This window comes from Sphingomonas turrisvirgatae (assembly GCF_001721295.1).
In the GTDB taxonomy this organism is placed as follows: domain Bacteria; phylum Pseudomonadota; class Alphaproteobacteria; order Sphingomonadales; family Sphingomonadaceae; genus Sphingomonas; species Sphingomonas turrisvirgatae.
Map to the genome: position 1 here is coordinate 1 of NZ_MDDS01000039.1, position 19,491 is coordinate 19,491.

21 protein-coding genes, 1 tRNA gene and 1 pseudogene are annotated in these 19,491 nt (G+C 65.8%); 10 read left to right on the forward strand and 13 right to left on the reverse strand.

The window, feature by feature from the left end:
• Window positions 1-124: 124 nt before the first annotated feature.
• Window positions 125-322: a hypothetical protein gene (locus BFL28_RS14075; RefSeq protein ID WP_069321188.1), complete on the reverse strand. Its 198-nt coding sequence runs from the start codon at window positions 320-322 to the stop codon at window positions 125-127.
• 465 nt (window positions 323-787) lie between these two features.
• Here BFL28_RS14075 and BFL28_RS21570 point away from each other — a divergent pair, with 465 nt between their 5' ends.
• Together BFL28_RS21570 and BFL28_RS20255 are read left to right on the forward strand one after the other, a co-directional pair.
• Window positions 788-1,429, forward strand: a complete 642-nt coding sequence (locus tag BFL28_RS21570) for a hypothetical protein (RefSeq protein ID WP_069321189.1) — start codon at window positions 788-790, stop codon at window positions 1,427-1,429.
• Window positions 1,384-1,974 carry an META domain-containing protein gene (locus BFL28_RS20255; RefSeq protein ID WP_241527342.1) on the forward strand — a complete coding sequence of 197 codons (591 nt, stop codon included), beginning with the start codon at window positions 1,384-1,386 and terminating at the stop codon, window positions 1,972-1,974. Before BFL28_RS21570 ends, BFL28_RS20255 begins: the two co-directional genes overlap by 46 nt.
• Window positions 1,975-1,979: 5 nt before the next feature.
• Here BFL28_RS20255 and BFL28_RS14090 read toward each other — a convergent pair whose 3' ends face one another.
• The 3 genes from BFL28_RS14090 to BFL28_RS14095 form a co-directional block, all read right to left on the reverse strand.
• Window positions 1,980-3,158, reverse strand: coding sequence for a putative peptidoglycan glycosyltransferase FtsW/RodA (locus tag BFL28_RS14090; protein WP_193790888.1), 1,179 nt, complete (start codon window positions 3,156-3,158; stop codon window positions 1,980-1,982).
• Window positions 3,155-3,466: a PadR family transcriptional regulator gene (locus BFL28_RS20260; RefSeq protein WP_079247172.1), complete on the reverse strand. Its 312-nt coding sequence runs from the start codon at window positions 3,464-3,466 to the stop codon at window positions 3,155-3,157. Before BFL28_RS20260 ends, BFL28_RS14090 begins: the two co-directional genes overlap by 4 nt.
• A gap of 342 nt (window positions 3,467-3,808) precedes the next feature.
• A tRNA-Arg gene (locus BFL28_RS14095) sits at window positions 3,809-3,885 on the reverse strand.
• 84 nt (window positions 3,886-3,969) lie between these two features.
• On the opposite strand from BFL28_RS14095, the gene BFL28_RS14100 reads away from it, so the two are divergent.
• Together BFL28_RS14100 and BFL28_RS14105 are read left to right on the forward strand one after the other, a co-directional pair.
• On the forward strand, window positions 3,970-4,737 hold the full coding sequence (locus tag BFL28_RS14100; RefSeq protein WP_069321192.1) for a queuosine precursor transporter: 768 nt from the start codon (window positions 3,970-3,972) through the stop codon (window positions 4,735-4,737).
• 61 nt (window positions 4,738-4,798) lie between these two features.
• On the forward strand, window positions 4,799-5,218 hold the full coding sequence (locus BFL28_RS14105; protein WP_069321193.1) for a hypothetical protein: 420 nt from the start codon (window positions 4,799-4,801) through the stop codon (window positions 5,216-5,218).
• 6 nt (window positions 5,219-5,224) lie between these two features.
• On the opposite strand, the gene BFL28_RS14110 is transcribed toward BFL28_RS14105, so the two are convergent.
• The 6 genes from BFL28_RS14110 to BFL28_RS14135 form a co-directional block, all read right to left on the reverse strand.
• Window positions 5,225-5,923 (reverse strand): Crp/Fnr family transcriptional regulator, encoded by a 699-nt coding sequence (locus tag BFL28_RS14110; RefSeq protein WP_069321194.1) that lies wholly within the window; start codon window positions 5,921-5,923, stop codon window positions 5,225-5,227.
• Window positions 5,923-6,588, reverse strand: coding sequence for a phosphoribosylformylglycinamidine synthase subunit PurQ (gene purQ / locus BFL28_RS14115; RefSeq protein ID WP_069321195.1), 666 nt, complete (start codon window positions 6,586-6,588; stop codon window positions 5,923-5,925). The genes BFL28_RS14110 and purQ overlap by 1 nt, the downstream gene beginning before the upstream one ends.
• A complete protein-coding gene (purS, locus tag BFL28_RS14120) occupies window positions 6,585-6,815 on the reverse strand; it encodes a phosphoribosylformylglycinamidine synthase subunit PurS (protein ID WP_069321196.1) in 231 nt (76 codons plus the stop codon). The genes purQ and purS overlap by 4 nt, the downstream gene beginning before the upstream one ends.
• Before the next feature lie 77 nt (window positions 6,816-6,892).
• Entirely contained in the window at window positions 6,893-8,305 is a 1,413-nt protein-coding gene (locus BFL28_RS14125) for a surface lipoprotein assembly modifier (protein ID WP_069321197.1), read from the reverse strand.
• Window positions 8,302-9,561 (reverse strand): transferrin-binding protein-like solute binding protein, encoded by a 1,260-nt coding sequence (locus tag BFL28_RS14130; protein WP_069321198.1) that lies wholly within the window; start codon window positions 9,559-9,561, stop codon window positions 8,302-8,304. The genes BFL28_RS14125 and BFL28_RS14130 overlap by 4 nt, the downstream gene beginning before the upstream one ends.
• Before the next feature lie 77 nt (window positions 9,562-9,638).
• Complete coding sequence (locus tag BFL28_RS14135; protein WP_069321199.1) at window positions 9,639-10,010, reverse strand: dihydroneopterin aldolase; 372 nt, start codon at window positions 10,008-10,010, stop codon at window positions 9,639-9,641.
• Between the two features lie 129 nt (window positions 10,011-10,139).
• Here BFL28_RS14135 and BFL28_RS14140 point away from each other — a divergent pair, with 129 nt between their 5' ends.
• Genes BFL28_RS14140 through BFL28_RS14155 form a run of 4 tightly spaced genes read left to right on the forward strand, consistent with a single transcriptional unit; the run spans window position 10,140 to window position 13,043 of the window.
• On the forward strand, window positions 10,140-10,625 hold the full coding sequence (locus BFL28_RS14140; protein WP_069321200.1) for a GNAT family N-acetyltransferase: 486 nt from the start codon (window positions 10,140-10,142) through the stop codon (window positions 10,623-10,625).
• Between the two features lie 38 nt (window positions 10,626-10,663).
• Window positions 10,664-11,227, forward strand: a complete 564-nt coding sequence (locus BFL28_RS14145; protein ID WP_069321201.1) for a DUF1285 domain-containing protein — start codon at window positions 10,664-10,666, stop codon at window positions 11,225-11,227.
• A complete protein-coding gene (locus BFL28_RS14150) occupies window positions 11,224-11,853 on the forward strand; it encodes a CoA pyrophosphatase (protein ID WP_420911767.1) in 630 nt (209 codons plus the stop codon). Before BFL28_RS14145 ends, BFL28_RS14150 begins: the two co-directional genes overlap by 4 nt.
• Window positions 11,850-13,043 (forward strand): CCA tRNA nucleotidyltransferase, encoded by a 1,194-nt coding sequence (locus BFL28_RS14155; protein ID WP_069321202.1) that lies wholly within the window; start codon window positions 11,850-11,852, stop codon window positions 13,041-13,043. The genes BFL28_RS14150 and BFL28_RS14155 overlap by 4 nt, the downstream gene beginning before the upstream one ends.
• Here BFL28_RS14155 and BFL28_RS14160 read toward each other — a convergent pair.
• Together BFL28_RS14160 and parC are read right to left on the reverse strand one after the other, a co-directional pair.
• Window positions 13,013-14,656: a putative bifunctional diguanylate cyclase/phosphodiesterase gene (locus BFL28_RS14160; protein WP_079247175.1), complete on the reverse strand. Its 1,644-nt coding sequence runs from the start codon at window positions 14,654-14,656 to the stop codon at window positions 13,013-13,015. The two genes, BFL28_RS14155 and BFL28_RS14160, sit on opposite strands and share 31 nt — an antisense overlap.
• A 143-nt stretch (window positions 14,657-14,799) precedes the next feature.
• Entirely contained in the window at window positions 14,800-17,046 is a 2,247-nt protein-coding gene (gene parC, locus BFL28_RS14165) for a DNA topoisomerase IV subunit A (protein ID WP_069321206.1), read from the reverse strand.
• Window positions 17,047-17,231: 185 nt separating this feature from the next.
• Here parC and purC point away from each other — a divergent pair, with 185 nt between their 5' ends.
• Window positions 17,232-18,011 (forward strand): phosphoribosylaminoimidazolesuccinocarboxamide synthase, encoded by a 780-nt coding sequence (gene purC, locus BFL28_RS14170; RefSeq protein WP_069321204.1) that lies wholly within the window; start codon window positions 17,232-17,234, stop codon window positions 18,009-18,011.
• Window positions 18,012-18,117: 106 nt separating this feature from the next.
• Here the strand turns inward: purC and BFL28_RS14175 are convergent, their stop codons facing one another.
• Window positions 18,118-18,975: a hypothetical protein gene (locus BFL28_RS14175; protein ID WP_079247173.1), complete on the reverse strand. Its 858-nt coding sequence runs from the start codon at window positions 18,973-18,975 to the stop codon at window positions 18,118-18,120.
• Between the two features lie 229 nt (window positions 18,976-19,204).
• Here BFL28_RS14175 and BFL28_RS21305 point away from each other — a divergent pair.
• Window positions 19,205-19,491 (forward strand): annotated as a pseudogene (locus BFL28_RS21305) (hypothetical protein); the annotation flags it as partial.

Below are 19,491 nucleotides of genomic sequence, written 5' to 3' on the forward strand. Positions count from 1 at the left end.
GGCGTTCGCCGCCGAACTTGAACAGCAACGGGCGGGGTTAACCCCGCCCGTTGCTTCACCTGCGCTCATGCGCGACAACACCGGTCGGTCTCTGGTTGCCGCTGGATGAAAGGCGGGGGTCACGTCAAGTCTCGTATTCCTCGGGCGCGGCCTTGAACGCGACGTCGCCGCCTATCAGGATTGCACCAACCTTGCCGAGCTTCGCGACCTGGGCCTCGAGATCTTGCATCATCCTCGTCCGGATCGGAACGTCCGGATCGGTCTCCGGCTTCAGGCATTGCGGTGCCCTGAAGTGGATGTCCGACACGTGAAGGATTAGCATTCAGAACCTCCCCCGGCATCCCGGCGGGCTGGTTCGCCTCGACCGGGGAACACAGTTAAGTGATATGAGATAAGTTTCAAGTTGCACGCAGCGGCAAGCTGTCGATGCGTCCATTTCGGTCGCATTTTCATAACCTGCCGATCGACTGAGCCCCAAAAGTTGGCCGTCCGAACCCACCCTGGAGCAATGGCAGCTTTCGGGATCGGTCGAGTCGACTCGGAACGGCCGATTTTAGGGCGCGTTGCCGACCGGCCGCTAGCCGAGGCACCCGTTGCCATGGCGCGCCCGCACATGCCAACATCGTTGCCTACTGCGTTGGAGCACCAGCTTGTGAGCAGGTCGATGCAATCGTCGCGAGCGCGCTCTTCGCACCAAAGCCTTGGCCACGTATGCCATCTCCTGACGCTAACGATGTTCCGGAAGGGCCGCCATGTCGCATGGACCCCTGACTCGTTGCCATCTCGAATGTCGCACATCCAGCGCCGCCGAGAGGGTTCACGGCAGCTTGCGATCTTCCTGCGTTCGTCGCTGGTTGCGGCCGCAATAGCGGTGGCTGCGTCCTGTACCGCACCGGCTAATTCGCCCTCGGCGGCGCCGGCGACACCCCAGCCCATCTCGACGGCGGACGAAAATGCGGAGGACAACGGCACCTATCTGCGCCGCATCGATCCGCTCGGTGGCCAGTGGCGAGTCCAGCGGGTCGGAACTGACGACTTCACCGTCCACAAGGCCTGGATCGACTTCAGCGCAGGCGGCTTTCTCAACCACTCTGCCGGGTGCGGAGGTGGCTACCCCGCCTTCTATCAGCTCAGCGGCGCGCGGCTGACGATAACGCGTCTGGAGACAATCCGCATCGGCAAGTGCGCAGCCGCCGGCCCGCCCGCCCGAGCAGCGGCGGCAGCCAGCGAGCGGCGGCTTGCCAGCTTCTTGATCAGGCAGCGGCGTGGCAGCAGCCTGACGAGGAGACGCAGATCCTCACTGGTCGCGATGGCACGCGTGCATCGCTCAAGCGACCGGTCGAACCCAATCCTGACCTCGCGGGCCGCTGGCTCGTCGAAAGCATCGCAGGTCGCCCGGTCGTTACCGAGCGAAGGCCTGCGACCTTGACGATCTCGCGCGGATCAATCGGCGGGCATGCTGATTGCAACGGCATGGGTACGACCTTCAGCGTCCCGGCGCCCGGCCGTATCATCATTAAGGGACCGATCATCCCGACAGCAATGGGCTGCTCGCCAGAGGACGCCGCCGAAGATGCAGCACTGGCGCAAGCGATGTCCGCTGCAACCGGTTATCGCCTGGAGCAAGGCCGCCTCGTTCTCACGGGTGGGCCGGGCGTGAAGCTCCACGTCGCCAGGAACGGTCCTGCCCTGAACTCATCCTCAACGCCGATCTTGTACGGAACTGAGGTGCTGGGGCTGTCAGCAATATACGGCGCGGGCCAGCCCGCGACGGCGCGCGGCTTCCAATTGAGCTCCCAAGGTCCCTCCGAGCCGTACATCGCCCGCTCGTCCGTGTGCGGATGGACTATCAACGATCCAAGCGTGAACAAAAGGGCGGTGAACAAGACCATGGCAGTTCTGATCATCTTGGTTCCAGTGCTATCGCGCAACGCCGTCGAGCTTGCAGACGGCCAGTGTAGCCAAGCGCGCTAGTCCTCTCACGCCAATTTAAGGTGAAAGCTCGGGTTTTCGCTGGAAGCATCACTACCTTCCCCAGCACCGGGCTGCGTGATGGTGTTTGCCGCATGGATCAATGGCAGTGCTGCGAGGCTGAGCACATAGCCGATGATCGCACTGCCTCCATATCCGACGAGCGGGGTCGGATAGTTGCCGAGCGCTGCTGCTATGATAGCCGCAAGCCAAATGGCGCCGAATGCCAGATAGATGTCGCGATTTGCCTCGTCGTAGAGACCGCCCAGGATCGCCGGGATGAGAAGCAAGAAAGCGCCTGTCAGGACGGCCATGCCAGCGAGCGCGTGCACATCGAAGGACGAGAACAAGATCTGGTCGACATAGAGCGAGGCTCCTAGGTCGTCTGCGCGAACGAGCGTCACGGCGAAGCTAAGCATGCTCGCGGCAAGCGCTGTCAGAACCGCCCTGTCGACGCGAACAATTGCCAGTACCGCCAGGCCCGCGACCAGCATTCCTGCCATTGCTCGATCTGGCTGGAGTGCAAGCGCTGCGGACGTCAAGATCATGCCTATCGTCGCCAGGCGCCCACGGTAGCGAGCGAAGATGACAACGGCGACGGGCAGCAGGATCAAGCTAGGTTGGAGCGTAACGCCCGCGAGCTTAATCCAGCGGGTCGCGCCTTCCGCGCTATAGCCCAACCATGTGGTGGCGAGCAGCGCGCAGGCGATCGCCATGATGAGCCGCCCTGCTCCGTTCGCGCCTGATCGTGCGGCAATGCTACCGATCAGCAGGAGCGCGATCCCGACAAGCAGGGCACCGCCATTGATCGCGAGGTAATGCGCAGGCGCACCGGCCGCTGCCATATAGCTAAGGCCGAGAAGAACTGCGCCAATCGCGCACGCGAGACCCAGTGCTCGGGGCCGGCGCATAGTGCCCGTCAAGACATTCATTGTAGCAGATCCTCCCAAAGCGGGCGAGCGATGGTCATTCAGTGGCGCAAGCAGGTTCGACATACGGGCGGCCACTGCGCGTGGGATCAGGCCCCGCAAACTGTCCACTGCGAACAGAAGCGCCTTAGTATCATCCACGATGTCCGCGGTTTCCGAGCGAACCGCCCACCCCCATGAGCGCAGCGGACGCGGCAGGATGGCGAGCAAAGCCCGGCAGGCAAGGTCAGCCAGGTGACGGCGAATGCCGCCGCTCATGTGGTTGCCTCGCGGCGCGGAGAAGCGCTGGCGGCGGCTTGACCAGGAGGATTGGCAAGGGCGAGCTGCACACCGCTTGCGGTAAGGCGGTAGGCATGCCGCGGCGGTCGCCCGCCCTCCGCCGGCTGTTGCCACTCCGCCTCAAGATAGCCTTGGCTCTCAAGCCGGATCAGGAGCGGATAAAGCGTGCCGGATTTCACGTCGGCAAGCCGTGCGAGTTCATAACCGTGGGACCACCTCCCCCCTGCATGGAGAAGTGCGGCAAGTATGACCCTTGCGTGAGGTGAGAGCGCGCGTGTGCGAGACATTGCAATTAACTCTACCTATGTAGACTTTAAGTCAAGCGCTCGATCGTGTTGATATGGTGAATCGGAGGTAGGCACGCCCGCACGGGAGGGCCCAGAACTGGGTTGAAGCGGCAGCTTTCAGACTTGAGTTCGCGAGCGCGGACGGCCGCTTATAGGGCGCATTGCGGACTTGCAGCTTTCTCGCTGGCCGCGACCACTAACGGTTAGACGATCGTCATCAAGGTCGCGGATGGCCGCCTACGCTCGCCCACAATCGCAACATAGTGTGGTAACAAACGGGGTAACAGGATCACGGTTGCTTCAATTTATTGGTTTGATAGCAATCATTTAGAAGCAAACTATTGGCGCGCCCGGCAGGATTCGAACCTGCGGCCCCAAGCTTAGAAGGCTCGTGCTCTATCCAACTGAGCTACGGGCGCGCGCGGGGATGCGTTAGCGCGGATTGCGCGGCCGCGAAACCGCGATCATAGTCGGGCCCGCGTATCGCCACAGGGGGATGGACGATGACCGACACCGCGCGGCCGGCCGCCGTGACCGCGGACAGCCTGGCGGCGCGCGAGTTGCGCTATTTCGATTTCGTCATGGCGGCCTTCGTCGCGATCCTGCTGCTTTCAAACGTGCTGGGCGCGGGCAAGGTCGCGCAGATCTGGCTGCCTGGCATCGGCATCTGGCCGCTCGAGCACGGCATTTGGTGGCCGTTCGGCGCGGGCATCCTGTTCTTCCCCCTGTCCTATGTCATCGGCGACGTGCTGACCGAGGTGTATGGCTATGCCCGCGCGCGCAGGGTCATCTGGGCCGGGTTCGTCGCCACGCTGTTCATGGCGTTCATGGCATGGGTCGTGGTGGCGTTGCCGCCGGCGCCGGATTGGACGAACCAGGCGGCATACGAGACGATCTTCGGCCAGGTCCCGCGCATCGTGCTGGCATCGGTCGTCGCCTTCTGGGCGGGCGAGTTCGTCAACTCCTTCGTGCTCGCCAAGATGAAGCTGATGACGAACGGCAGGCATCTGTGGGCACGGACCATCGGCTCGACCTTTGCGGGCCAAGGGATCGACAGCCTGATCTTCTATCCGCTCGCCTTCTGGGGCGCAGCCGGCTGGACCAACGACCTGGTGCTCAAGGTGCTGATCACGCAATGGGTGCTGAAGGTCAGCTGGGAAGCGCTGCTGACGCCGGTGACCTATGCCGTGGTCGGCTGGCTGAAGCGGCGCGAGGGCGTGGACGTGTTCGATGAAGGCACGGATTTCACGCCGTTCCGCACGCGGGTTTGACGGATCGCAAAGCGCGGCCGAGCAAAGGCGCGCATCGTCGCTCCATTGAAGGAGACGACCGATGAACATGCCGATCCACGCTACCGCCTTCGCCAACGCCCAGCCGATCGCCCAGCCGCTGCGCAGGAATCGCGCCGAACATGTCTTCGACCTGCATCCAATGCTGCATGTCGGCCTGTTCGCGGGTTTCTTTGCCTATCTGGGGCTGATGTGGGCAGCATTCGGCGAGAAGCAGCTGGCGATCCCGTTCGCGATCTTCGCGATCTTCCTCGCCGGTGCTTACATCGTTCCGGCCTGGTGGGCATGGGTCGTTCCCGACGAGGGCGGCCGCAAGCCCGAGTGGGCCGAGTTCATGCACGAAGGCTTTGCCTGCGAAACGGGGTGGCAGAGCGCGCAGGGCGTGATGGTCCAGGTGTTGATCATGCCGGCAGTGCTGATCGGCTGGGGCCTGTTCCTGCTGGTGGTCAGCCGACTGGTCTGACGACGCTCAGCCGGCGAGCGCGTCGAGGGCAGCCCGGTCGAGGATCGCGATGCCGTGGCTCCCTTCGCGCCGGATCGCGCCGCCGCCTTCCAGCGCGGTCAAGGTCCGGCTGACCGTCTCGATCGTCAGGCCGAGCAGCTGCGCCATCTCGCCTCGTGTCAGCGGCAGGTCGAACGCCGCCTCGTCGTGGCAGGGCGCGGGGCTCGCCGCCCGGGCGAAGGCAAGGATCAGCGCCGCGACGCGACCCTTGGCCTGGCGCTTCGAGATCAGGTCGATCAGGCCGCGGCTCTCGTCCAGTTCGCGGCCGACCTCGACCAGCAGGCGTTTGGCGAGCGCCGGGCGGGCGTCGCTCAGCGCCTCGAACCGGCTGCGGGGAAAGATGCAGGCTTCGCTGTCGGTCAGCGCGGTGACGGTGAGCGTCGCGGCGGGCGCGAACAGCTGGCCCAGCATTCCGGCCGGGTGGACCAGCGCGACAATCCGCTCGGTGCCGTCGCGGTCGATGGTCGACATCTTGGCGGCACCACGCGTCAGCGTCGCGCAGACGGTGGACGCGTCGCCGGCCGCCACGATCGTCTCCCCGCGCGCATAACGGCGGTGATGACCCATCCGGGCCAGCTCGCCCCGATCATCGGGCGTGAGCGCGGCGCAGACCGCACGATCGGCGACGGGACAAGTGTCGCAGACGATCGGCGCGGCGTTGGCCATCATGCCACCGCTTCGAGCAGCCCTTCGAACAGGCGCCGACCGTCGCTGCCGCCATGCGCGGCTTCGATCTTGCGTTCGGGGTGCGGCATCATGCCCAGCACATTGCCGCCGGCGTTGACGATGCCGGCGATCGACCTGGCGCTGCCATTGACCGCGCCGGCATAGCGGAAGGCTATCCGCCCCTCGCCTTCCAACTGGTCCAGCGTCTGCGCATCCGCGAAGTAATTGCCGTCATGATGCGCCACGGGAATCGTGATCGTCTCACCCGCAGCATAACGGCTGGTGAAGATCGACTGACTATTCTCGACCGTCAGCTCGACGTCGCGGCACACGAAATCAAGGCCCTCGTTGCGCATCAGCGCGCCGGGCAGCAGGCCGGTTTCAGTGAGGATCTGAAAGCCGTTGCAGATGCCGATCACCGGCGTGCCCCGCCCCGCCGCATTGACCACCGCCCGCACGATCGGCGATCGGGCCGCGATCGCGCCGCAGCGCAGATAGTCGCCATAGGAAAAGCCGCCCGGCACGGCGATCAGGCCGACGCCCTGCGGCAACTCGGTCTCGCCATGCCACACCATGTCGGGCTTGGTCCCGGTCACGCTTTCGATCGCCACCGCCAGGTCGCGGTCGCAATTCGATCCGGGGAAGACGATGACCGCGGACTTCATTGCTTCTCGACCCGGTAATTCTCGATGACCGTGTTCGCGAGCAGCTTTTGGCACATGGCGTCGATATCGGCATCGCTGGTGCCATCGGCAACGTCCACCTCGATCAGCTTGCCGACGCGGGCCTCGCCCACGCCCGAAAAGCCCAGCGAACCGAGCGCATGCTCGATCGCCTTGCCCTGCGGGTCGAGCACGCCGTTCTTGAGAGTGACGACGATGCGCAGCTTCATGATTGCCTCCGGGAAGTTGCCCGGCCCTATGGCCCCGGGCGGCTTTCCGTTCAAGACTTCACCGCGACGCGGTGCGCCTAGAAATAGCGCGCAAGGCCGATGCGCATGCGAAGGCGGTCATTGGCGAAATAGCGGATCGAGGAATCGTTGCGGCTGTAGGCGACCGTGACTTCGGGCGAGAAGCCCTGCCAGGCAAGCTTGCGGTTACCGAGCGTCACCCGCCCCGTGTAGCGCATGTCCCGGCGCGGGTCCCAGGCGAACATGTACATCGGCGCGTCATAGGTCGCGCGCGATACCGTGCCGCTGATGCCGGCGTTGAAGCCGAGCGGCAGTTCGCCCCCAAGCCCCAGGCTGGCACCATATTCCTTGTTCGAATAGGCATCCACATTCAGCCAGTCGCGCCGGCCGAACACGCCGACCGAGGCGACGATGCTGCGCGTGATCGCGCGTTCGTAGCTGGCATAGCCGCCGAGCTGCCAGCCATCATAGCCGCGGTCGAACAGCGCGTCGGTGCGGCGGCCGTCGATCTGCAGTCCGATGCGCTGGCGATCGCCGATGCCGAGTTGAAGCCCGGCTTTCGCACCTGCCTGGCGGCTGGCGACGTCGCCGGCAAACCAGCGTTGCGCGCCCAGCGCCTGAAGCGTCGCGCGCAGCGTGCCGGAGAGGCGGACTTCACCGCCGGCGGCCAGCTGCACCTGGTAATCGTCGTACAGCGATCCGGTATAGTTTGCGCCCGTCGCGTCGAGATCGGTGATCATCGCCACACCCTCACCGACCGGCAGGCGCACGCCCGCTGAAATGGTTGCGGTCTGGCCAAGGCCGGAACGCGCACGCGCATTTTCGTCCAGTGCCAAGTCGATCGGGATCAGCCCGCCCCACAGGATGGTGATGCTGTCGAACGATGTCGCATTGTTGATGTTGGTGTCGGGCGCAAAGCCGACATTGAGGTCGAGCCGCCAGGCGCGGTTCTGGCGGATGATGTCGCGTACGGTGCGGATCGTGCGCGCGACTTCCGGCGGCAGATCGGCGTCTTGCTGTGCCATGCGGAACTGGCGATCGGCGCTTTGCGGCCGGCCCATTGCCAGCATCGACCGGGCGAGTTCGACTCGCACGCGAGTCTGGTTGGGATCGTCCGCCAGGATCTCCTTGTAATAACCGATCGCCCGCTGATGATCGCCCAATTGCGCGGCGATGAAGCCCGACAGGAACCGAACTTCGAAGCGAAGTGCGGGCACCTGCTCGAGCGCCGCGACCATCGGCTGCGCCTCGGCAAAGCGACCGGCGGTGACCAGCTTCTCGACCTCGGCCAGCAGCTGCGGCGCGGTGAGCCGGGCAATACAGGTCGCCGCCGTGCAGCGATCGAGCAGGGCCGGCGCGAAGTCTGCCGGCTGCGGCGTCGGCCGCTGGCCCGTAAAGGTCTGCGCCGCTGCCGTGCAGGGCAAGGCGGCGGCGAGCAGCGCCGCACCGGCTGCCGCTCGCTTCGTGCTCACTTCTTGCCCGTGAACGCGCCGAGGATGTCGATCCGCTGATCGGGAATGCCGCCGACCACCCGGAAGCCGCCGCCGACCTCCTCAGCCGCCGGGCCGAAAAAGGCGCCGTCGAAGCTCGATCCCGCGACGTTGGCGACATAGGTGTTGCCGCCGCTCGTGAAGGTCCAGGTGCCGAACGAACCGGCGAAACCGCCCTTGCCCGCCAGGTCGATCAGGCCGCTCGCGGCGGCCGCAAAGGTCGCGCCATTCGGCAGGAACGAGCTGGTCGGCGCGGTATAGCGATCGATCTGCGGCGCGAGCACTGCACCGTTCAGCGTCAGGTCCACCTTGCGGCTGCCGAAATCGACCACCAGCTGCGAATTACCGGTCAGCCATTGGAAATAGCTGGGGAGCTCGCCGCCCACCGTGTCGAGCGTAGGGTTATAGACCATCGTCGCCAGCATCGAGCCGTTATACGTGCCCGTCCCGCTGGCCGGCACGGCCGAGTTGCCGGTCTGCGCGCCATAGGCGAACGCGCCGCGTTCCAGATGCCAGGTGTTGGTCTTGACCGCCACGCCGCCGACGGTCGCCACGCCGAACTGCACCGAGTTGCGGACATAGCCGGCAAAGGTCACATATTTCGTCTTGCTGCCCGGCTTTTCATAGAACAGCGTCGTCGACACATAGCTCGAGCCCGGATCGCCGTCCGGCGGGCGCGTGTTGGTGCCCGGATCGATAAAGCCGGTGCCGCTGCGGCCATAGGGCGAGCGCGGATCCCCGTCGCCGGCCTGAAGATACTGGATGTCGGGGTTGTTGAATGCCGCCGACGTACCGGTCAGTGCGTTCAGGTTGGGAACGCCCCATTGCGGCTCGACCGCACCGCCGAATGCCGTGCGGCTGGCCGGATCCTGGAATCGCGTGCCTGCGGCGGCACCCGACCGGGGGTCGGCGACCGTCAGGGTAAAGATCGCATCGCGCGGGTCATAGGTGATCGAGATCGGCGTGTTGCGGACCATGCCCGCATTGCCGGCATAGATCTGCGCCTGCTGACCGGCGGCGACACGCTCGTCGGTCATATACTCATAGACTTGCGAACCGCCGATGCCGACATAGGTCTTGGCGTCGACCGGCTTGCTGAACTGGCTATAGGCGTCGGTCGCGGTCGGCGTGGGCGTGCTGCCCGCGGGAGGCGCCGAACTGCCGATCGACTGCGGGGCGGTGCTGCCACCGCATGCGGCGAGCGTCGCCGCCCCCGAAAGCATCAACCAATGCCGCATCGAAACCCCCTGAACGCGCCTGAATTACGCTCACTGGGTATCGAAGGATGGTTAAGAACAGCTTTACGCTGTCCGCTTTAGCGCCGGTGGCGGACCATCGTGATGCCGATCCGCTCGTCCGCTTCGGCAATGGCCAGCTTCACGATCTCGACCTCGACTCGCTGTACGCGCGTGTCCGTCAGGAACAGCGTGTCGGCGACGTGATCGGCAACGCCCTCGATCAGCGTAAAGTGGACGCCCTGCGGAAGCGCAGTGCTGGCCGCGTGCTTGAGGTCCAGATAGCTTTTCGACGCGCTGAGCGGCGTGTCCGGCGCAAACCGCGCGGGCGGGATCATGTCCACCGTGATCGAGATGCGCAGCGGCTGGGGCAGGTGCGTCTCCTCGGAATAGACGCCGGTGAGGACTTGTACCTCGAAATCGCGAACTTGAAGTTGGAGTAGGTCTTGCAACGGCGGTGCCCCAGAGTGGAGCGAGGCCCTTAGCCACTCCGCCGGTCAAGAGAAAGCTTTGCGTCCAGCGCTGGTGGCGCTAAGGGCGCGCGCCCCCGGCAGCTGCTTTCGCCGGACGGAGGTTCGCGGTTGTTCGATCTGGTGCCCCTTGCGCAAGTTCCCGCCGACGCGGTCGAGTCGCTGCTCGACGCGGCGTTCGGCAGCGATCGTCATCAGCGAACCGCCTATCGTGTGCGGCTGGGCATGGCACCGGTCCCGGAACTGAGCTTCGCGGCGCTGGAGCGAGGCGAGCTGGTCGGCAGCATCCAGTGCTGGCCGGTCGCGCTGCATCGCGATGGCGACACCGCCATGCCGCTGGTCATGGTCGGGCCGGTCGCCGTCGCGCCGCAACGGCAGAATGTGGGGATCGGCCGCGCGCTGATGTGGCGGTCGATCGAGGCTGCGCCGGGCGGCACAGGGCTGATGTTGATCGGCGACCCGGAATATTATGCGCAGTTCGGGTTCGACGCGGCGGCGACCCGGCAGTGGCGCCTGCCCGGCCCGTTCGAGCCGCACCGGCTGCTCGCCCGTGGCAGCGCGCCGGATGCGCCCGGCATCGTCGGCCCCAGAAGCTAGCCCTTTACCGCGCGGCGAAAATGCGCCTAACGGCTTCCATGCCGATGACGCCGCCCCCCGAACTCGCCAGCCTCTCGCTCGCCGAGATCGCCAGGCTGGCCGAGGCGCAGAAGCTGCCGCCGGTGGCGAGTTGGAACCCCGCCCATTGCGGCCACAGCGACATGCGCATCGCGCGCGACGGCACCTGGTATCACCAGGGATCGCCGATCGGACGGCCGGCAATGGTACGGCTCTTCTCGACCATCCTGCGCCGCGAACCGGACGGCCGGCACGTGCTGGTGACGCCGGTGGAGAAGCTGGACATCGATGTCGAAGACGCGCCGTTCGTTGCCGTCGAGATGAAGGTGGAGGGCGAGGGCCGGCAGGCGCACATCGCGTTCCGGCTCAACACCGGCGACCTGGTTCCGGCTGGCCCCGACCACCCGATCCGGTTCGATCAACATGACGACGGACCTCATCCGTATCTTGCCGTGCTCAATGGACTCGAGGCGCTGATCGCGCGATCGGTCTATTACGACCTCGTGGCGCTGGCGCTCGACAACGGCTCCGATCCGGCGGGAATCTGGAGCCGCGGCGCGTTCTTCCCGATTGCGCCTGCGTGAGTCGGCCAGTCCCCTCGCTCGCTGCCCGACTGCGTGCCGCGCTCGATGCGCCGCGCACCACCGCACCCGTGCTGCTGAGCGAAGATGTGCGCGATGCAACGCTGGACCCGGGCGAAGCGCCGATGCCGGCCGCCGTGCTGGTCGCCGTGACCGATCGGCGCGCGCCCGGCCTGATCCTCACGCGCCGCACCGACACACTGCGCCGGCACGCGGGGCAGGTCGCCTTTCCGGGCGGACGCATCGATCCAGATGACGACGGACCGATCGGCGCGGCGCTGCGCGAGGCGCGCGAGGAAATCGGCCTCGACCCCGCGGCGGTCGAGATCGTCGGTCCCGCCGACCGCTATCGCACCGTCACCGGCTTCGAAGTGACCCCGGTGATCGGCGTCATCCCCCCCGACCTTGCCTTCACGCCGGAACCGGGCGAAGTCGCCGCGGTGTTCGAAGTGCCGCTCGACTTCGTGCTCGACCCTGTCAACCATGTCGAATCCAGCGCGCAGTGGCAGGGCGTCGAGCGCCGCTATTATGAGATCAACTGGGGCGGGCACCGCATCTGGGGCGCGACCGCGGCGATGCTGGTGAACCTGTCGCGCCGGCTCGACTGGCCGGCGATGGCGGCCGCATGATCCTTCCGCAGGCCGAGTGGCAGCGACGGCCCGGGCTTGACCGTCTGACGAGTACGCTAGGCGCGGGGCAGGCGCGCTATGTCGGGGGCGCGGTGCGCGACACGCTGCTCGGCTTGCCGGTCACGGATCTCGACATCGCCACAACGCTTCCGCCCGAGCGCGTGGTCGCACTGTTGGAAGCCGCCGGGATCAAGGCAATCCCGACCGGCATCGCGCATGGCACGATCACGGCCGTGGCGAACGGCACGGTAGTCGAGGTGACCACGCTACGCCGCGATCTGGCGACCGACGGGCGGCATGCGAGGGTCGCGTTCACCGACGACTGGCGCGCCGATGCCGCGCGACGCGACTTCACGATCAACGCACTCTATGCCGACCCGATTACGCGCGAGGTAACAGATTATTTCGGCGGCTTGGCGGACCTTGAGGCGCGTCGCATCCGCTTCATCGGCGACCCGCTGCAGCGGATCGCCGAGGATCACCTGCGCATCCTTCGCTTCTTCCGCTTCCTTGCGCGCTTTGGCGATACACCCGATCCGGATGGCCTTGCCGCCTGCGTGGCGCGCGCCAATGACCTGATGGCCCTGTCGCGCGAGCGCATCCGGGACGAGCTGGTCAAGCTGCTGGTCGCGACGGATGCAGTGCGCGTGATGGCGCTGATGATCGATCATGACGTGCTGAAGCCCGTGCTGCCGGAAATCGATGTAGCGGCGGTAGAGCGTCTTCGCCGTCTCGCGGACGACGAGGCTGTCGCCGACATCGCGCCAGACGCCATCCGGCGCCTTGCGGCGCTGCTGCCGCGCGAGCCGGCGGCAAACGATGCGATCGGTGCCCGCCTGCGGCTGTCCAAGGCGGAGCGGCAGGCGCTGGCCAGCGCGATCGGCGACGACCTGGCTGAAAATGCCCGCGCGCTCGCTTATCGCATCACGCCGGAGCGGGCAGTGGACCGGCTGCTGCTCGCGGGTCAGCCAGCGGCGGCGGCGAGCATCATGGGCTGGAGCCCGCCAGTCCTGTCGATCACCGGCGGCAACCTGATCGAACGCGGCCTGCGCAAGGGGCCGGAAGTGGCCAGGGCGCTGCACGCGGTGCGCGACCGATGGGTGGCGGAAGGCTTTCCGGACGAACCGCGAACCGGTGAAATCGCCGACGCGGTGGTGGCTCAACTGTTGCGGTCGGCCAGCAACGCGTAGGCCGCGTCGGCCGGGACCGGCCGCGCGTAGAGAAAGCCCTGACCATAGCTGCACCCCAGCGCGGCAAGCGTCTGCGCCAGGTCGTTGCTCTCGATCCCTTCGGCAGTCGTGCGCATGCCGAGCGCCTGAGCCAGACTCAGGATCGCACGCACGATCGCGATCTTGTCGCGGTCGGCGAGCATGCCGGTCACGAAGCTGCGGTCGATCTTGAGGATGTCGATCGGCAGCTTTTGAAGATAGGCGAGGTTGGAATAGCCGGTGCCGAAATCGTCCATCGCCAGCGTCGTGCCCAGGCTCTTTAGCGCCTGCATCGTCTGCGAAATCCGGTCCGGATCAGTGACCAGCGCGCTTTCGGTGAGCTCAAGCGTGATGCGTCGGCCTTCCACGCCGTTCGCGGCCAACGCCGCCTCGACCATCGGCGCGATCTGGTCGCGCTGCAGCTGGATCGCCGACAGGTTGATCGCGACGTTGACGCCGCAATCGGCACCCGCGCGCGCGTCCCATTCCGCAACCGTGCGCGCCGCACAATCCATTGCCCAGCGGCCGAGCGGCACGATCAGGCCGGATTCCTCGGCGACCGGGATGAACTCGTTGGGCGAGATCGGCTGACCGTGTTCGTTCGTCCAGCGCGCCAGCGCCTCGAACGAGATGATGCGCCCGCTCGCCAGATCGCAGATCGGCTGGAAATGGAGTGTCAGTTCGGCATTGTCGATCGCTCGACGCAGTTCCGTCTCGATGCTGAACTGCTGGCGAGCGAGGTCGAAGGCCCGCGTTTGATAGACTTCCGTCCGCCCGCTCTTCTTCGCGCGCTTCATCGCGAACTGCGCGTGGCGGATCAGTTCCTCGGCATCGGCAACCGCCTCGTCGCCGATGGCGATGCCGATCGAGCAATCGACGCGGATCTCGAAGTCCGACAGGCGAAACGGCGTGGTGAGCGCATTCTGAATACGCTTGGCCACGTGCAGCGCATCACTCGGCCCTTCGTCGAGCGTCAGTTGGATTGCGAATTCGTCGCCGCCGGTGCGCGCGAGCACGTCGTGCGCCCGAAGCGCGCCCTTGACGCGGCGCGCGACCGAGATCAGCAGCTCGTCGCCGGACAGACCGCCAAGACAGGCATTGATCCGGCTGAATCGATCGAGATTGATCACCAGCACGGCATGACGCCCCATGCCGACGCGCTCGATCTCGCCTTCCAGCGTTTCGCCAAAGCCGGGGCGGTTCGGAAGCCCGGTCAGGCTGTCGGTCAGCATCTCGCGCCGCAGGCTGCGTTGCGTGCGCAGTTCGCCGGTCTGGTCGATCAGGGTGATCAGGCAACGCCCCTGCGAGGCCTCGCCCGCACGGCGCGCCATGCGCACTCGGAAATGCCGGCAATCGACTGCTTCGCCCAGCTCCCAATCGATTTCCAGTTCGGTGCCTTGCGATTCAAGAAAGGCGACGATGCGCGGCCCCAGCTGCGCGATCAGGGGCGAATGGTCGGCCAATGTGCCAAGACCACACAGCCGGAACGGGCGATTGACCGTTTCGAAAACGAAGCCGCCGTCGCGCCATTCGACGATGGCGGCGGGCACTGGCAGCATGTTGAGAACCTGCGCCGCCCCAGCGGGGCCGAACATCCGCGACGATGCATCCGCTGCCTGCGCAGCGGATGCATCGGTCTTGTCGCGGGCTCGCCTTGACAGCAACATCACCCGGATCGCTAAAGCCTGTTAGTTAACGGCCCGCTAAAGACACCATAAAAGCGGCCACTGCGACGAACCTAGAACTTGTTGTCGCGCGGAAAGCCTGTGGGTGGCAGCTGCCCGGCCGCGCCGCGGGCGGCGCGCCAGCGCATCAGGTCGGTCTCGGTCCGGGTCCGCCCCTGCTCGCCTCCCATCGTCCAGCTCAGCCCTTCGGCGAAGACAAAGGTCGTGGCATCGCTGAGACCGCCATCGCGGTAGCGCTGAAGCTGGACGCCCTGCCCCCGCGCGAGTTCCGCCAGCTCCGTCAGCGGGAACACGACCAGCTTGCGGTTTTCACCCACCGCCGCGACATAGTCATGCGCGGGCGCAACGGGTTTGACCACCTTCAGTCGCGCGCCAGTCCGCGGCGTCACGACCTGCTTGCCCTTGCGCGTCTCCGCGATCACATCCTCGGCCTTGACCAGGAAGCCACGTCCGTCACTTGCCGCTACCAGCAGCTTGGCCGAACGACCGGCGGGCAACAGCGCGACGATGCCAGTCCCGCCATCCAGGTCGATCATCAGCCGCACCGGCTCGCCAAAGCCGCGACCACCGGGCAGCTTGTCGCCCCCCAGCGTGTAGAATCGGCCATTCTCGGCCGCCAGCAGCAGCTTGTCGGTCGTCTGGGCATGGAACGCCAGAAATGGACCGTCGCCTTCCTTGAATTTCAGGGTTTCCGCGGATGCGAGGTCGACATGGCCCCGCATCGCTCGGATCCAGCCGCGTTGCGAGAGGATGACGGTGATCGGCTCGCGCTCGATCATCGCTTCCAGCGGAATTTCGCGCGCCGGCGCCGCTTCGGCCACCAGCGTGCGGCGGGCGCCCAGCGCGGTTTCCGGGCCGTAGCGGTCGCGAATCTTGGTGAGGTCGCGCTTCATCCGCGTGCGCTGGCGTGCGTCGCTCGCCAGCAGCGCCTCCAGCTCGGCCTTTTCCTTGGCCAGCGCATCACGCTCCTTGCGCAGTTCCATCTCTTCCAGCTTGCGCAGCGCGCGCAGTCTCATGTTGAGGATCGCCTCGGCCTGCCGGTCGGTCAACTCGAACTCGGCCATCATCACCGGCTTGGGCTCATCCTCGGTCCGGATGATCTGGATCACACGGTCAAGGTTCAGGAAGGCAATGATATAGCCTTCGATCAGTTCCATCCGATCGGCGATCTTGTTCAGGCGATGCTCGGACCGCCGACGCAGCACGATGAACTGGTGATCGACCCAGGCCGCGATCGCCGCGCGTAGGCTCATCACCCGCGGCGTGCGCGTGTGATCGAGCACGTTCAAGTTGAGCGGGACCCGCACCTCTAGGTCGGACAGGCGAAACAGACTCTCGATCAGCGTTTCCGGATCGACCGTGCGCGAGCGAGGCTCGAGCACGATGCGGATCTCGGCATCCGATTCGTCGCGCACATCGGCCAGGATGGGCAGCTTCTTTTCGGTCACCAGCGCCGCGATCTGTTCGATCAGCTTGCCCTTCTGCACGCCGTACGGGATCTCGTTGACCACGATCTGCCAGGTGCCGCGCCCCTGATCTTCAAGCGCCCATTTCGCGCGAACGCGGAAAGAGCCGCGTCCGGTGCGATAGGATTCGTGAATCGCCGCGGGGCTGTCGACGACGATGCCCCCGGTCGGGAAATCGGGACCTCGGACATGCTCCAGCACTGCTTCGTCGCTGGCGTTCGGCTCGTTGATCAGCAGGATTGCGGCGTCGATGATCTCGGCTGCATTGTGCGGCGGGATGCTGGTCGCCATGCCGACCGCGATGCCGCTGGCACCATTGGCGAGAAGGTTGGGAAACAGGCCGGGGAACAGTTCGGGCTCCTGCTCCTCGCCATTATAGGTCGGCTTGAACTCGACCGCGTCCTCGTCCAGCCCCTCCATCAGGTCGATCGCGACCTGAGTCAGCCGCGCCTCGGTATAGCGATAGGCGGCGGCGTTATCGCCATCGATATTGCCGAAATTGCCCTGCCCGTCGACCAGCGGGTAACGCAGCGCAAAGGTCTGTGCCAACCGCACCATCGCGTCATAGACCGACTGGTCGCCATGCGGATGGTACTTGCCGATCACGTCGCCCACGACGCGCGCGCATTTCTTGTACCCCTGGCTGGGATCGAGCCGCAGCAGCCGCATCGCCCAAAGAAGGCGCCTGTGAACAGGCTTGAGGCCATCACGCACGTCCGGCAGCGAGCGCGCCGTGATCGTCGACATCGCATAGACGAGATACCGTTCGGACAGCGCGCTATCGAACGGCGCGTCGACGATCGTGTCGAACGGGTCGGAAAGGTCGGTGGCCATGCCGCGCGATAGCAACGCAAGGGCCATGGTGACAATGGACGTGTTTTGTTCGCGTGGGAGACGGCGCCGCCCGGCGGGCCAGCGGCGTTGCGCGCGCGCGCCCCTTTCGATATAGGCGCCGCGCAAAGCCCCGGCGTCGCGCGACCGTGCCGCCGGGGCGCATCGTTTGTGGAGGACATGGGGCCATGGCACGTCGCCGCCAGATCTATGAGGGCAAGGCCAAGATCCTGTACGAGGGTCCCGAGCCCGGCACGCTGATCCAGTATTTCAAGGACGACGCCACCGCCTTCAACGCCCAAAAGAAGGGCACCATCAACGGCAAGGGCGTGCTGAACAACCGGATTTCCGAGCATATCTTCACGCTGCTCGGCAATATCGGCATCCCGACTCACTTCATCCGCCGCCTCAACATGCGTGAGCAGTTGATCCGCCAGGTCGAGATCGTGCCGATCGAAGTGGTGGTGCGCAACGTCGTCGCCGGAAGCCTGGCCAAGAAGCTGGGCATCGAAGAAGGCACGCAACTGCCCCGCACGATCATCGAATATTATTACAAGGACGATGCGCTGGGCGACCCGCTGGTCACCGATGAGCACATCCTGTGCTTCGGCTGGGCCAGCCAGGAAGAGCTGCACGACATGGCCGACATGGCGATCCGGGTGAACGACTTCATGTCCGGCCTGTTCGCGGGGATCGGCATCCGGCTGGTCGACTTCAAGCTCGAGTTCGGCCGCATCTGGGACAATGATTACAGCCGCATCATCCTGGCGGACGAGATCAGCCCGGACGGCTGCCGGCTGTGGGACATGGTTTCGGGCGAAAAGCTCGACAAGGACCGCTTCCGCCGCGATCTTGGTGGAGAGGTCGAGGCATATCAGGAAGTCGCGCGCCGACTGGGGCTGTTGCCCGAGGGCGCCGATTCGGCAGTGCTCGACCTCGAATCGCACCGCAAGCGGCGCGGAAAGTAAGCAAAGCCCTTCGATAAGGGGTCATCAAGCCGAACCAGGCCGCACCGGCCGCTCGCCCGCCAGGGTAGACTAGCCGGGCGCCGGTTCGGCATTCAGCGCGGCTGGATCAACCGCCCCGCGCGCACGACCCCAATTGCGCCAGCACGAATGCGTAATCGTCGCGGGCCAGCGTGGCGTTTGCCGGCTCCTGCTCGCTCAGGCTGCTGGCGGGCAGCGCACGCGGCAGGCCGCAAGCCAGCCGATACCACAGCAACGTATCGCGTGGCGGCGGACCGGCAGCATCGTCGACAATCTCGCCCAGCGCGACGGCCCAGCGGCGCTGCTCGCCCGGCCGCCTCAGGATCGAAAGCGAGATCGGCGCGCCGGTCGCAGTCTGGACGAAGATCTGCGTCTCGCCTTCGCCCGGCAGCGTGCCCGGGACATGGAAGGCGTTGCCCAGCCCGGTGACGGCGGGCGGGGCCGCTGGATCGACTACCTCGCGCACGATCCGCCGGACCAGTGCATCGAGTTCGGCGGTCCATGCTTTCTGAGCATCGGCGCGGGGCAGTTGCAGCATCGTCGGCTGGCCTGCCACCTGGCGCGCGAACAGCAGCACACGCTGCTTGTTCAGTTTCGGCGCACGGCCGCGCGCATCGAGCGGCACGTCGACGACATAGCCGAGTCGCGTCGGCAAGGGCGCATCCGAGCGAATCAGCGCCAGCACATCGGCCTCGACATAGAAGCGCGCCTGGCCCGCCGGCACGCCGGCAGCCTCTGCGCCCTTGATCCGCGCAGCGCTGCGGATGCGTGCGTCCAGCACGACGGGCGCCTCCAGGATCAGGTCAGCCGTGCCGACATAGCCGGGCAGCACGGCCCCCGACTCGGCGACGACTTGTGCCTGCGCTGGCAGCATTTGGACGGGCGAAGCCGCGGCAAAGGCGGCGGAAATCGTCAGGGTGGCGGAACGAGCGATATGGAATGCCATGCCGGAGAGGGTAGGCGATCACACCTTAACCATACAGAAATATTTCTGTCGCCGGCCTGTTATACGTTTATTGCGTCCGACAAAGCGTTTGCGTCACGCAAAACGCCGCGATAGGACTTGCGGCCTCTGCCGGACTCAGGTGTTCCCCCCGCCATCCGGTCGAGCCACGCCGATAAGATGCCAGAGTGCCGGGCAACGGCGCGGCCGAATGAAGGAGTTATGTTGCTGAATGGCCTACGCAGATCGTGATGTAGGAGGCAGTCGGATCGTGGCAACCGTGGTTGTCGCGATCATTATCGCGATCACGGGCTACGTGTTCGTGACTGGCCTTGCCTACAAATATGTTAAGGAAAAGGTCGAGAAGATGGAGGTCTTCGACATAGAAGAACCGCCACCTCCGCCCGAGGAAGTTCCGCCTCCGCCGCCTTTGCCGCGGCTTCGCCCGTCCAAATGCTGCCAGCGCAGGCACAAGTCGTCGCCGAGTCGGGGGCCGTGCTGCCCGGCTATGTCGGCACG